This window comes from Alteribacter natronophilus, assembly GCF_006007885.1.
Taxonomy (GTDB): domain Bacteria; phylum Bacillota; class Bacilli; order Bacillales; family Salisediminibacteriaceae; genus Alteribacter; species Alteribacter natronophilus.
Genome location: NZ_VCRO01000002.1, coordinates 639,119 through 651,850, shown reverse-complemented (window position 1 = coordinate 651,850; position 12,732 = coordinate 639,119). Strand labels below are relative to the sequence as shown.

The following is a 12,732-nucleotide window of genomic DNA, read 5'->3' as shown; positions in this document are numbered from 1 at the left end:
TAGGCACGCCGCCAGCGTTCGTCCTGAGCCAGGATCAAACTCTCCGTAGAAAGTTCGATGTCTCTGACATCAAAATGAAAATTTATTGACGGGATATTTTAAATATCCCATGTTTCGCTTGGCTTCTGTTTAGTTTTCAAAGGCCACTTTTCTGTGTTGTCATCGCACTGTCTTTCGCGGCGACAAGTAATAATATATCACGATAACAAAGTGTTTGCAATAACTTTTTTAAAAAAGTTTTTTGTGCTGTCATCGGTGATTTTGTCCTTTTTTGCCGGACTCGATTTATTATAAGGGGTTTCTTCTTACCGGTCAAGATCAAACATCAACTTTTTTATTTTCCCCTGCCTCTAATCGATGTATACATAAACAAACTCCCCCGCACTGGATACGAGGGAGAAGAATATCAGCTTCCTTTGTCACTGAAACGGTCAGAGAAAACGAAAGTCATAATGAAGAATAAAATAAAACTCACCATGAGTACGGTTCCGCCGACTATATAATAGATAAGAGAGAAAACTGCGAGGGGACCTTCATTGATGGTCTGTTCCCAGTACATACCGGTGGGAAGTGTGATACTTCCGATAATGGCGGTCCAGACCTGGATGGAAGCAAGCTTCGATTTTTCCGGAATTTCAAAGAGACGGTAAAAAACTGCAAATGCAAAAAGCGACAGCCATCCCACTACGAGAATATGTGCATGAAGCGGTCTGAGGGAATATCCCCCGGATCCGGCCATATGCGACCCGATAAACGTTCCCACAAGTGCAAATAACGCAGCAAACCTCAATAAGGTTCTCGTTCGATTCATATTTTCACCCCGTTTATATTCGATTCTATTTGACCAAGTCCCACTTTAACACATCGGTTAATAACTTAGGACCATGATTCTTTGCGATTATATGAACGTTTACTTCTCAAACCCGATTGTTCACCCTGAACAAAAATATGTTGACATAAATCCCTGCAGAACGGTACTCTATTGTTAACCGGAGCGCAATTCCGGTGGACATAAAAACTTTCTACATAAAACAGCGAGGTGTGAGTGAGTGACTACGCAGAAATCCAAAAACAGACTCTCCGCCAGGGACATTACCAAAGCAGCAATGTTTATCGCCCTGATGGCAGCCGGCGCAAACGCCACTGCATTTATTACCATCGGCACAGTACCAATGACGTTCCAGCCGTTTGTCGCTATTCTGGCAGGAATTCTTCTCGGCAGCAGGTTAGGAGCTTTCTCCATGATCGGCTATGCTGCTCTCGGCCTTATAGGAGCACCGGTTTTCGCGCAATTTACGGGAACTGCTGTAATTGTTTCTCCTACATTCGGATTTGTGCTTTCCTATATTTTAATGGCCTTTTCCGCCGGTCTGATTATGGAAAGATCCAGACGGACAGTCCCGGCCTACTTTACCGCTTCCTTTAGTGCCATAACGATCTGTTACGTATTCGGCTACACGTACTGGTATTTCTTTTTTACGCTGTCAGCAGGAGGAGCACTTTCCATGGGGGGCTACCTGGCCATTCTTGCAACATGGATTCCGTTTATCATAAAGGATCTGATTATGGCTGGCGTTGCGGCTGTCATTGCACCGCGAATTGACAAAGCCGTAAATCGGCGAAACACCTATACAGGCACTTCAACCGCTGCCTGATCACTTCGGCTTCTCCCATAAGCATGTATAAATAGAGAGAAGAAAAAGAGCACCTTTCACGGGTGCTCTTTTTCATTACTATTATTATTTCTACTTCATCAGCAGACCTGTCCCCGAAATGGAGTCTGCTTTCCATAATACAGGCTCACCCTATTTCCGAATACTGCGTTTATAGAATCACAGCGGCAAGCCAGCCGAAAAGAATAAGCGGGATATTAAAGTGCAGGAATGTAGGTACACAGGTATCCCAGATATGGTGGTGCTGACCGTCTGCGTTCAGTCCGGCGGTTGGTCCCAGTGTACTGTCGGAAGCAGGGGAGCCTGCATCTCCCAGTGCCCCGGCCGTGCCGATGAGCGCAATGGTGGCCAGCGGGCTGAGTCCCACAGCAGCCGCAAGCGGAACAAAGATAGCTGCAATGATTGGGATGGTTGCAAACGAAGAACCAATTCCCATCGTGATAAACAGTCCGGTCACCAGCATGAGCAGGGCTGCCAGTCCCTGACTGTCACCAACCCAGCCTGAGACAGTATCCACCAGGGAATCAACATGACCGGATTCTCTAATCACCTCGGCAAATCCCCCGGCAGTAATCATGACAAAACCGATAAAAGCAAGCATCTTCATACCATCTGTCATCAGATTTTCAGAATCCTGAAGAGACAGCTTGTTCGAAAAATGCAGAGCCGCGAAGTAAATATAAAGCACAAGGAGGCCCAGCAGAGCACTGAAGATCATGGACTCACTGATCACCTGCGTAACAAGCGTCACTGCGATGGCGCCAAGACCGACACTGATCGATACCGGCGTATAGGACGACTCCTCTTCATCAGCTGCCTTCTGAATCGACCGGTTCTCATAGCTTCTCGGTCTGCGGTAAGTTACAAACAAGGCAAACAGAAGACCAGCCAGCATTCCGGCAACCGGGATGACCAGCGCCTGCGGAATCATGGACATTTCCACGCTCATACCGCTGTCCTGCATGTTTTCAAAAACAATTTCATGAAAGATAAGGCCGTAACCAGCAGGAATGAGAATGTACGGCGCCTTCAGTCCAAACGTCAGAGCTGTCGCAGCCGCCCGGCGGTCCAGTGCAAGTTCGTTAAAAATCTTCAGAAGCGGAGGAATCAGGAGCGGAATAAACGCAATGTGAACCATCACTACGTTTTGTGACATACACGAGACAATAACAATAATGAAAAGAAGAAGTGCTTTTGAGTAACTCTTCCGTTTTGACTCCCCTTCCCGCCCTACAATCCTGATCGCCCATTTAATAAGAAGATCCGGAAGGCCTGTGTAATTAATCGCAACGGCAAACGCACCCAGCATGGCGTAGCTGAGAGCTACAGTTGCATTCGTTCCAAGACCGGAAGTAAAGATATCCATCGTTTCCATTACAGAAAAGCCGGCAGCAAGTCCGCCTGCCATGGCTCCTGCAATGAGCGCAACGACGACGTGAATACGCATAAGACTAAGTACAATCATAACCAGTACAGCAAGAATGACAGCATTCATGTTTACGAACCCCTTTAATACTTTATTTCGATAAATTGATAACGTATGAAAACATCACTTACTTTATCATCCCTTTCCGAGTGCTGTCAACGGGTATTTCCCAGCTGCAGAGCTGTAAAAAAAACCCGGCACGTGGGAAATCACCACGTCCGGGGTATACCTGCTTCTGTATTCTTTTTAGTTCCCTGCTTCCTCTTCTGCTGCTTCAATTTCCTCAATAAGCTGATCAAGAATCGCGGCACCGTCTTCGCCTACATCATCGCGGAAGAAGTCCTGCATCGGTTCCGCAAGCTCTCTGAAGGCATCGCGTTCCTCTTCTGAAAGAGTATAGATTTCTGTTGGATTGTCCTCGTCTTCTTCAATTGCCGAAAGGAGCTCTTCATTCATTTCAAGCTGCATGTCATGAGCGACCGGACGCATTTCTTCCACCACTTCATCCACTGCTTCACGGAGATCATCCGGCAGGCTGTTGTAGAAGTCTGTGTTCACCGTCGTCATCGCAACGTAAATGTTGTGGTCGGAAATTGTCATATGATCCTGCACTTCATGGAAGTTGGCATCTTCAATGAAGAAAATCGGATTTTCCTGCCCGTCGATGTTTCCAAGCTGAAGACTTGTGTAGAGCTCTTCCCAGCTCAGCGGTGTCGGATCTGCACCGTACTGCTCGTAGGAAGTCTGAATGAGTGTGGACTCCTGCGTTCTCATCTGGAAGTTTTCAAAATCGGCTGGCTCACGAAGAGGGGAATTCCCTGTCCACTGCATACCGCCTTCAGACCAGTAGGCCAGCGGTTTTACGTTGTATTCCTCATATTTTTCCGAAAGCCCCTCGTTAAGCGCTTCACTCTCGTTAAGCACCTGATAGTTTACATCTTCATCATCAGAAAAGAGGAACTGAAGGGCAAAAAGCTGACCTTCCTGGACAGTTGTACCGGTAAAGCCCGGTGATACGATGGCAAATTCCACGTTTCCGTTCTGAATCTCCTGGAACTGGTTCACTTCGCTTCCAAGGCCACCAAATTCATATACGTCCGTGACAATGCGTCCGTCCGTTTTTTCTTCAAGACGGTCGGCAAATTCCTGGGCGTATTCATACTGAAGCTGCCCTTCGAGTTCCTCTGTCAGAAAACGGACTTCGTACGTTTCTTCCCCTTCCGCTCCTGCATCTCCATTGGTACCTGCATCTTCGTCGCCGCCACAGGCAGCAAGCACAAATGCCGCGGATACCACTGTACCCGTAAGCAGACCTTTTCGTTTAAACATGTGTAAATCCCCCTATAATTCGAAAGTATTTTTTATGAAACCCGCATTCCCTACATCAGATAAAGCAGGACAAGCGAGATTTCCTCAAACAGTATTATCAGCAATCCCACAAAAAGCAGAATAGCGATATATGGCGGTGTTCCTCTGATGACATCGAGATACGATTTATTGAACACCGCACTCGCCGTAAATATATCCACACCAAACGGCGGTGTGGCTGAACCGAGTGCTGCCTGATAAGTAATAACGACTCCCAGATGCACCGGATCAACGCCGGCGGCAATGGCCGGCTGCCAGAAGATTGGCGTCAGAATAAGAATCACGACTATCGGATCCACAAACATACAGCCGATAAAGAAAAACAGCGCAATGATCAGCAGTACATAAAGAGCCGTAGGATCCGTTCCAAGCACTGCCTCGGAGAGCATCTGCGGTATTCTTGCTGTTGCAATGACGTATGAGAACACCTGACCGCCTGCAACGAGCACAAAAACAGCAGAGGTAACGAGCCCCGTTGAGAGTGCAATAGATGGAATCTGTGTCAGTTTTACCGACCTGTAAATAAGTACCTCAAGCATGAGGGCATAGAGCACAGAGACACCGGCAGCTTCAGTTGGAGTAAAATAGCCGGAATAAATACCGCCTACAATGATGACAGGGAATCCGAGCGGCAGAAGGGCCCGCCATGTAAATCGGATCCTTTCGCTCCACGGCACTTTATCCACTTTCGGTATGTTATACACCTTAGCGTGGATAAACGCATAAAGCGCAAAGAACAGAAACACAAGCAGCCCGGGAATAATACCGGCAACAAACAGGTCACCGGTGGAAGTGCCGGTCACGTGGGCGTAAATAATCATCCCGATACTCGGCGGAATAAGCAGTGCCACGTCACTGGCGTTGATGATCAGGGCGATGGAACTGCTGTCTTTATAACCGACCTGGCGAAGACGTTCACGCATCGGTTTACCAATGGCTACAACTGTCGCCTGGGTTGAACCTGAGACAGAGCCGAAAAGTGTACAGGCCGCTGCCGTCGTTATTGCGTATCCTCCCCGGAGATGCCCTACAAAAGCGCCGACAAAGTCCAGGAGCCGCCGGGAGGTTTTTCCTGCTGTCATAATGTCTGCAGCAAAGATAAACAGCGGCACCGCCAGGAGGACATAAGCTGAAACCCCCTGGGTCAGCTGCCCCGCAAGCATCATCGGATCGAGGTGATCAAAAAAGATAAGCATCACCACAAGAGGAGCAACAATCAGGGGGATGAGCATCGGAAAGCCCATCACTAGAAGAATGACCATGATGGCAAGTAATGTCCAAACCATGTTTTTACCCTTTCTGTATTTGATATCGTTTTATGTCAGTCATAATCTTTTTTATCCTGTGCAAGATAAACCTCTTCGTTCACAATGTTTATCCACATGTTGCGCAGAAACTGAATCCCGCCAAGCATAAATCCAAGCGGCACAAAGGCCGTCATAATCCAGATCGGAAAGCGGAGTGACGACGTTGTCTGACCCGTGTTGTAGTTGAACATTGTGTACTGGAAAGCAAAGTAGGCAAACACGAACAGGACAATTGCTGTAATAAGCGGATTGATAATGGAAAGCGCTTTTTTCACACGTTTTGGAGCAAGGTCAAAAAATGCTGACATCGTAATATGCCGCCCTTTTCTGGCCGCATAACTGATCCCCATAAACGTGGCAGCTACAACAGCAAGAAGACTTATTTCCTGGGAAAACGCCCAGCTTCGACCGGTTATTTCACGGCTCAGCACGTTTCCCACAACCATGACCGCAATGATGATAATTGCCCAGCTCAGAATGAGTTTCTCTGCTGACTGAAGCAGATTATCTGCTTTTTTGATCACGTTCACCCGTCAGTTCTCCTTCCTTTATGAAATTTTCCGGCCTGTAAAAGCTTCCAGCCCCTGTGATCGAAGAAACTGCATTGTATGTATGTTCACAAAGGCACAGCGATTTTGCAGGCTACATTCAACTATAATTTAATCAGGACTTTTTACACAATGGCGAAGAGTCTGCAAATATGGTTGTTTTCTGGAATATTCAGACTCTCTGCACAGTCAACTGGATACAATGTACAAATACACGACGCACCGCTCACATAATCGGGAATACTCTTTTCCAAAATAGAAAAAGCCCGGTGCAGAATCAGAATTTTCTGCACCGGGCTTACTTTTTAAAAAGTTGATTTCCCTCCTGGCCAGTTAATGACTTACAGCCTGAAAAATCAAATGTGTTATTTCTCCTCCATCCGGCAGACGGCCTCAGCTAACGTACGGGCCATGCTGCCTGTGCCTCCTCTCGGGCACAGTGAGGTTTTCCCCTCCTGCCAGCCTGTACCGGCAATATCAAGGTGCACCCATGGGGTGTCTCCGGCAAACTCTCCAATGAAAAGACCGGCAGTAATGGAGCCTGCCTGCCTCCCCGGTGAGTTGTTCAGATCAGCCACATCGGATTTCCTTACTTTTTCCCGGTAGGCTTTATCGTTCGGGAAGGCCCATATCCGCTCGCCTGAACGGTCTCCCGCACTGATTACCAGTGACATCAGATCTTCATTGTTTGTTACTGCCCCTGTCGCTGTATCACCCAGGGCTACGACCACCGCACCGGTAAGCGTAGCTGTATCTATAATACTTTTCGCACCAATCTGATTCGCATAGGCTACCCCATCAGCAAGGATCAGACGGCCTTCCGCATCTGTGTTAAGGACTTCAATTGTTTTTCCTCCAAGCGACTGAATCACGTCACCGGGCTTCATGGCTTTTCCGTTAATAAGGTTCTCAGTTGACGGAATAATGGCAGCCACATTCACTTTCGGTTTTTCCTCAAAAATAATTCTCATTGCACCGAGAACTGCTGCTGCCCCACCCATATCCATCTTCATTGTTTTCATTCCATCGCGCGTTTTAAGGGAGTACCCACCGGAGTCATAGGTGAGCCCTTTCCCTACAAGAGCTGTATCCCACTCATCCGAATCCGGTCTCCCCCGGTGTTTGAGCACAATAAAACGAGGAGGCTCCTCGGAACCTTTTGCCACCGCCATTAGCGCGTGCATACCGGCAGCTTCAATACGTTCTTCATCAAATACCTCAATCTCTGCTTCGTACTCCCCGGCCAGTCTGACCGCTTCCTCTGCAAGGACTGTTGGTGTCATGTAATTTGCCGGTGTATTAATGAGCCTGCGGGCTTCATTCGTACCGGTACCCTGGATCACCCCGGACCTGAAAACCCGTTCTCCTTTTTCCGGATCGCCGGCGTAAACGGCCTGCAGCTCAACCGGCCGGGATTGTCCCGACTTACGGCCGGTTTTATATGTATCCACTTCATAAGAGGCAAGCGTCATTCCACGGGCGAAAGACTTCAGGTGTCCCTCCGACTTATTAAGTGCAAAAGATGAACAGTAGAGCCGGGTTTCTGTCACGTGCTCACGCATCAGAAAACGCTGAAGGGCAGCCCCTGTCTCCTCTGCCGCACGCTCTGTCCAGGCGTCTTCTTCTCCGAGGCCTGCAATGATCAGATCAGTATCATTCAGGCTCACAAAATGAAACTGGCCTTTCCGGTGCCACCGGCCATGTCTTTCCGCCAGCTTGGCGAGCGGCTCCTTAAGGTCTTCAGGCACCCCCGGACGCACTGCCTCACCGTCGTTAAATACGCCTGCCACAATAACAGATTCGGCTGCCGGATTCGAGTCCTCTTCATTAATCAGACTGTAATTCATTTTTAACTGCCTCCCCTTAGGTTTTCCTTCAGCTTAGCATGAAGAGGCGGGATTGTCGCGGGTCATACAGCATGTTTGAATACCCACCGGCAACTCATCGCTTTTTGTCCTATATTTATGTGATATAATAAGGGACAAAATAAATCATGATCATGATTAACAGGGAAGTGCGACAGGGTAACAAAAGGGTAAACGATAAAAAATTCAACCAGAAAGGACCAATCCCATTGACTGAACTATTCTCCAACTTTCCTCTCTGGGCGGCATTGAGTGCCATTCTACTGGCCCAATTTATAAAAGTGCCACTGGCCTTTATCGCATCCCGGAGATTTGACTGGACGCTTCTGACGAGCACAGGCGGAATGCCGAGCTCACATTCGGGAGCGGTGACCGCACTTGCCACGGCTCTTGCACTTGAACAGGGACTGGATTCACCGTACTTTGCCATTGCGGCGATCTTCGGTATTATTGTGATGTTCGACGCCACCGGTGTCCGCTGGCATGCCGGGGAACAGGCTACAGTTGTGAATCAGCTTGTTAATGACTTTAATAAGCTTGTTGATGAAATGCGCACCTGGCCGACTAAAGAGGAAGACGATAAACGCAAAGAGCTGAAGGAACTTCTCGGGCACCAGCCCATAGAAGTCTTTTTTGGAGGCCTCCTCGGAATTATTCTTACACTGGCTCTCCACGCCATTTTGTTTTAATTTATCATCAGGATGCCTGAAGACAGCTGTCTTCAGGTTTTTTATATTTCGGCACCATATAAGGCAGACGGATTACTCCGCCTGCCCGGTCCATCATATGAGGTTGTTTAAGAAGGGTCTTTTAAAGGAATCTGTTCCCTGAGTGCCTGTACAGCTTCATCTTCATTGAGGCTGATCAGGTCTTCCTCTGTCAGAGTCCCGTCACCCAGTTCTACAATAAACACATCAAGTGTCTGCTTTCCCCACTGGCTGTAGACATCATCCACTGTTTCATAATACAGGTCAATTTTGTCCCCTTTAATTGCCGAACCCGTATCAGCCACCACTCCAAATCCGTATCCCGGTACAAAAAGGATCGTCCCAATCGGAAAAACGGAAGGATCCGCAGCAATCGTCGAGTAAAGATCCCTCTTCACCCTGACTCCGGAAAATGTAATGCCGTACTGAGGATGAGCCTCGGTTTTACCGGTGGATTCAATTCCGGCAGTATACCCAGTGGCTGTAACTGTCCGGCTTGGATAAGCACTCCAGTCCAGGGAATCTTCCAGAGACGTGTGCGCAGGTGAACCAACCGTTTCATACAGTGTCAGCGTTTCTGCTGCAGGCTGGACATTAACCGGAAGCGAGCGCTCCCGTGGCTCCATTTCCCTGAAAGGCAGTTCGCCCATAGCGGCAGCCGGAATGGTTCTTTCGCTGAAGTCCGAATCCTGAAACAGCTCCGCCGGTTCGTTGTTGGACAGGCTCAGAAAAGTTACGATAATGGCTGCTGTAAACATAATGGTAAGAAGACCTATTTTCCCTGCTTTTTTAGCAGTGGACATTTTCTTTCACTCCCCTCATCCTGTCAGGTTCTCCAGGTCAGAGGTGAAGTATACGGGTTTGGGGCAGGGAATTAGTGGCGAAATGGCATACGAGGGGGTGGAGACGTGGCTTTTAGCGTATCAAAACGCAAAAAGCCTGTCCGCAAATTGCGGACAGGTCTTTTTTAAGGATACATCACGGGCGCATTCGGTCCGAGTGGAATTCCTGTAAGAATCCAAACAACCAGCATAACCATCCAGATGATAGTAAAGGCAATGGAATACGGCAGCATCGTGGCAATCAATGTACCGATCCCGGCCTTTTTATCGTACTTCTGCGCAAATGCAATCACAATGGCAAAGTACGGCATCAGCGGGGAAATCACGTTCGTTGTTGAGTCGGCAATCCGGTAGGCGAGCTGTGTCGCTTCCGGAGAAATGCCCATAGCCATCATAAGCGGAACAAAGACCGGCGCCATCAGTGCCCACTTGGCAGAGGCACTGCCAATAAACAGGTTAATGAACCCGGCCACTAAAATGAAGGCTATAAGGAGCGGAATCCCCGCATCCTCGAGGCCCAGACCCTGGAGGAACTCAGCTCCGGATACACTCATTACAAGACCGAGATTTGTCTGTTCAAAGTAGGCAACAAACTGACCGGCAACAAAGGCAAGCACGACGTACATACCCATGGCCGCCATTGTATCGCTCATTTTATTGGCAACGTCTTTGTCGTCTTTAATTTCATTTGTGATCCGGCCATAGACGTAACCTGGAATAAAGAAAGTCAGCAGAATGATCGGCACCAGCGAAGCGAAAAACGGATTGAGACCTTCTACGATGCTGTCGGCTCCCGTGTCCCTTAGAGGTGCCCACTCCGGAACCACGAGAAGGGATGCAGCGGCAATCGTAAGAAGGAATGTCAGGCCGGCAGCACCAAGACCTTTCTTTTCCGTACGGGTAAGAGATTCTGCTTTCTCTCCAATACCACCGTCATATTTTCCGAGGCGAGGCTCCACCACTTTTTCCGTCACCAGTGTTCCGACGATCGTCAGAACAAACACACTTGCAAAAATGAAGTAATAGTTCATCATGATGTTCATGCCTTCAGCATAGGAAGCATCATAGATGGCAGCTGCAGCAATGGTCAGGTCCCCAAGAAGCGGATCCAGCGAAGTAAGCAGCAGGTTCGCACTGAAACCGGCAGAAACCCCGGCAAACGCTGCAGCAAGTCCCGCAATCGGATGCCTTCCAAGCCCGGCAAACAATACCGCTCCCAATGGCGTAAGGACAACATAACCCGCGTCAGCTGCCATGCTGGACATGATTCCTCCAAACACTAGGGCTGCTGTGATAAGCTGCCTCGGCACACTCATTACAAGAGCACGGAGGGCAGCGGAAATCAGTCCTGAACGCTCGGCAATTCCGATACCGAGCATAGTCACAAGCACTGTTCCAAGCGGGGCAAAGCCGACAAAGTTGTCGACCGCACTTTCAAACATGTATTGGACACCTTCTGCGGTCATCAGACTTTCGACCTGAATCATTCCCTCATCAGGATCCGGATGCTGGACAGCTGTACCAAGGGCGGAAAACAGCCCGGAGGCAAGAACGACCATAAGAGCAAAAAGTGCGAAAAGCGTAACCGGGTGCGGGAGTTTATTCCCTGTACGTTCAATACCGTCCAGAGACCGCATCAGAAGACCGTTTGAGTGTTTATCCTTCATTCTTTTCCCTTCTTTCTGAATTAAAGTCGCGCACAGTTTTAAAAAGTCGCGCTTATTTACAAACGATTATACGAAAAAATACTATTCCAGGATATCTTTTTGTAAAAATCCGGACTTTAGGAAAAATTATGAGTATTCAGAGATACTGGTGTTTGTGCAGGCTTTCAGATCTGCCTTTCTAATCGTTCGCCTTTGTATTATGCTCTATGCCCGTCTTCAGACAACAAATTGAGGACAAGAAAAAAAGCCCTCCGGACAGAGGAGCTTTAAAACATCTGGTAGCCTTGGGCGCGCAGAATTTTGATTGCGTAGCCTGCGATAATTGCACCGGCCATCCCTGAACCCAGAATAACAATATCAGCAAAGTGAAGAGACACAATCGCGGCCCCTAGTTCAGCAAAGGACGATGCCGGTGATGTGAAATAACTGAGGAACCCAACATCATCAATAATAAATATAACAACAATTGGATAAATCACCGCCATAACCCATGTGGAACGGAGAAGCATATTCAGTATAAAACCAATCCCGAAAAACAGGATAAGAAACAGAACAACAGAAATAATTAACTGCGGCAGATCCATCTAACATTCACCCCCGTGTCACGGAAGGGATTAAAAACCTGGCTGTCAGCCGGGGACGATTCCTTCCTTTATCAGATTTCAGTGTACTGTGTTTCAGGCATGACAGTCAAATGTTTTTCCCGCCCACTCTTCCTGTGCAGAGGGAAGGGGGGAAATAACTTAAGCGCAGCAAAACAATAATCTTTCCGAAAGGCTGTGTTCGTATAGATTGTTGTTATTGACCAAATTAATTATGCAGCGAAAGGCGGCGACTCCAGCGACGAGCGGTTACTGCGTGATTAATCTTCGAGTTGCTTCCACGTACCTGGCTGCGTAGCTTATCTGGCAGAGGAAGAAGCAGGAATTCTCCCGAGGAGGCTGAAGCGATGCCCGCGGAAAGCGTCCGCCTGCAGCGGAATAAAACAATAATCTTTCCGAAAACAGCTTTCCGAAAGGAGCTGAAAATAAAAAGGCTGCCTTGTAAGGTGTGTACATGTTCACCCTACAGGGCAGCCCCGAGTATACTGGATTCTGCTCCATATTTATCATTTTCGGAGGAACCGTCTAACGTTTACGGTAGTGACGGCCGGTACCGTGGCAATGATCACAAGTTTCCGAACCACCGAGCAGCAGCTGAAAATATCCTTTCCCAATACAATACGAACACTCACCGGGCTTCAATCGACGCTTTGGAAATGCCATGGTTACTCCCCCTTTTAGTTGTTGTACCTCAAATATATCTGAAGTTTCTGATAATATAACAGGT

General features: G+C 48.2%; 12 protein-coding genes. 2 read left to right on the top strand and 10 right to left on the bottom strand.

What is annotated here, in order from left to right; all coding sequences use genetic code 11:
* Positions 1 to 406: 406 nt before the first annotated feature.
* Positions 407 to 811, bottom strand: coding sequence for a hypothetical protein (locus FGB90_RS10000; RefSeq protein WP_138810668.1), 405 nt, complete (start codon positions 809 to 811; stop codon positions 407 to 409).
* A gap of 238 nt (positions 812 to 1,049) precedes the next feature.
* On the opposite strand from FGB90_RS10000, the gene FGB90_RS09995 reads away from it, so the two are divergent.
* Positions 1,050 to 1,655, top strand: coding sequence for a biotin transporter BioY (locus tag FGB90_RS09995; RefSeq protein ID WP_246056127.1), 606 nt, complete (start codon positions 1,050 to 1,052; stop codon positions 1,653 to 1,655).
* A gap of 169 nt (positions 1,656 to 1,824) precedes the next feature.
* Here the strand turns inward: FGB90_RS09995 and FGB90_RS09990 are convergent, their stop codons facing one another.
* From FGB90_RS09990 to FGB90_RS09970, 5 genes are all read right to left on the bottom strand, one after another.
* Complete coding sequence (locus FGB90_RS09990; RefSeq protein ID WP_138810667.1) at positions 1,825 to 3,168, bottom strand: Na+/H+ antiporter family protein; 1,344 nt, start codon at positions 3,166 to 3,168, stop codon at positions 1,825 to 1,827.
* A 177-nt stretch (positions 3,169 to 3,345) separates the two neighbouring features.
* Positions 3,346 to 4,428 carry a TRAP transporter substrate-binding protein DctP gene (gene dctP / locus FGB90_RS09985; RefSeq protein WP_138810666.1) on the bottom strand — a complete coding sequence of 361 codons (1,083 nt, stop codon included), beginning with the start codon at positions 4,426 to 4,428 and terminating at the stop codon, positions 3,346 to 3,348.
* A gap of 50 nt (positions 4,429 to 4,478) precedes the next feature.
* The gene (locus tag FGB90_RS09980) at positions 4,479 to 5,753 is read right to left on the bottom strand and encodes a TRAP transporter large permease (RefSeq protein WP_138810665.1); all 1,275 of its coding nucleotides are present in this window, start codon (positions 5,751 to 5,753) and stop codon (positions 4,479 to 4,481) included.
* A 35-nt stretch (positions 5,754 to 5,788) separates the two neighbouring features.
* Entirely contained in the window at positions 5,789 to 6,304 is a 516-nt protein-coding gene (locus tag FGB90_RS09975; protein WP_138810664.1) for a TRAP transporter small permease, read from the bottom strand.
* Positions 6,305 to 6,687: 383 nt separating this feature from the next.
* Complete coding sequence (locus FGB90_RS09970; RefSeq protein ID WP_138810663.1) at positions 6,688 to 8,169, bottom strand: leucyl aminopeptidase; 1,482 nt, start codon at positions 8,167 to 8,169, stop codon at positions 6,688 to 6,690.
* A 146-nt stretch (positions 8,170 to 8,315) separates the two neighbouring features.
* Here FGB90_RS09970 and FGB90_RS09965 point away from each other — a divergent pair, with 146 nt between their 5' ends.
* The gene (locus FGB90_RS09965; protein WP_246056126.1) at positions 8,316 to 8,876 is read left to right on the top strand and encodes a divergent PAP2 family protein; all 561 of its coding nucleotides are present in this window, start codon (positions 8,316 to 8,318) and stop codon (positions 8,874 to 8,876) included.
* Between the two features lie 107 nt (positions 8,877 to 8,983).
* Here FGB90_RS09965 and spsC read toward each other — a convergent pair whose 3' ends face one another.
* The 4 genes from spsC to FGB90_RS19665 form a co-directional block, all read right to left on the bottom strand.
* A complete protein-coding gene (gene spsC, locus FGB90_RS09960; protein WP_138810662.1) occupies positions 8,984 to 9,697 on the bottom strand; it encodes a stationary phase survival protein SpsC in 714 nt (237 codons plus the stop codon).
* A gap of 164 nt (positions 9,698 to 9,861) precedes the next feature.
* Positions 9,862 to 11,403, bottom strand: coding sequence for an AbgT family transporter (locus tag FGB90_RS09955; RefSeq protein WP_138810661.1), 1,542 nt, complete (start codon positions 11,401 to 11,403; stop codon positions 9,862 to 9,864).
* Between the two features lie 266 nt (positions 11,404 to 11,669).
* Positions 11,670 to 11,987: a YuiB family protein gene (locus FGB90_RS09950; protein ID WP_138810660.1), complete on the bottom strand. Its 318-nt coding sequence runs from the start codon at positions 11,985 to 11,987 to the stop codon at positions 11,670 to 11,672.
* Positions 11,988 to 12,530: 543 nt separating this feature from the next.
* Positions 12,531 to 12,668, bottom strand: a complete 138-nt coding sequence (locus FGB90_RS19665) for a YuiA family protein (protein ID WP_161524799.1) — start codon at positions 12,666 to 12,668, stop codon at positions 12,531 to 12,533.
* Between the last annotated feature and the right edge of the window lie 64 nt (positions 12,669 to 12,732).

Coding starts and splice junctions, on each gene's coding strand:
- FGB90_RS09950 (WP_138810660.1), bottom strand. CDS start 11,987: ATGGATCTGCCGCAGTTAATTATTTCTGTTGTTCTGTTTCTTATCCTG.
- FGB90_RS09965 (WP_246056126.1), top strand. CDS start 8,316: ATGATCATGATTAACAGGGAAGTGCGACAGGGTAACAAAAGGGTAAAC.
- FGB90_RS10000 (WP_138810668.1), bottom strand. CDS start 811: ATGAATCGAACGAGAACCTTATTGAGGTTTGCTGCGTTATTTGCACTT.
- dctP (WP_138810666.1), bottom strand. CDS start 4,428: ATGTTTAAACGAAAAGGTCTGCTTACGGGTACAGTGGTATCCGCGGCA.
- FGB90_RS09980 (WP_138810665.1), bottom strand. CDS start 5,753: ATGGTTTGGACATTACTTGCCATCATGGTCATTCTTCTAGTGATGGGC.
- spsC (WP_138810662.1), bottom strand. CDS start 9,697: ATGTCCACTGCTAAAAAAGCAGGGAAAATAGGTCTTCTTACCATTATG.
- FGB90_RS19665 (WP_161524799.1), bottom strand. CDS start 12,668: ATGGCATTTCCAAAGCGTCGATTGAAGCCCGGTGAGTGTTCGTATTGT.
- FGB90_RS09990 (WP_138810667.1), bottom strand. CDS start 3,168: ATGAATGCTGTCATTCTTGCTGTACTGGTTATGATTGTACTTAGTCTT.
- FGB90_RS09970 (WP_138810663.1), bottom strand. CDS start 8,169: ATGAATTACAGTCTGATTAATGAAGAGGACTCGAATCCGGCAGCCGAA.
- FGB90_RS09955 (WP_138810661.1), bottom strand. CDS start 11,403: ATGAAGGATAAACACTCAAACGGTCTTCTGATGCGGTCTCTGGACGGT.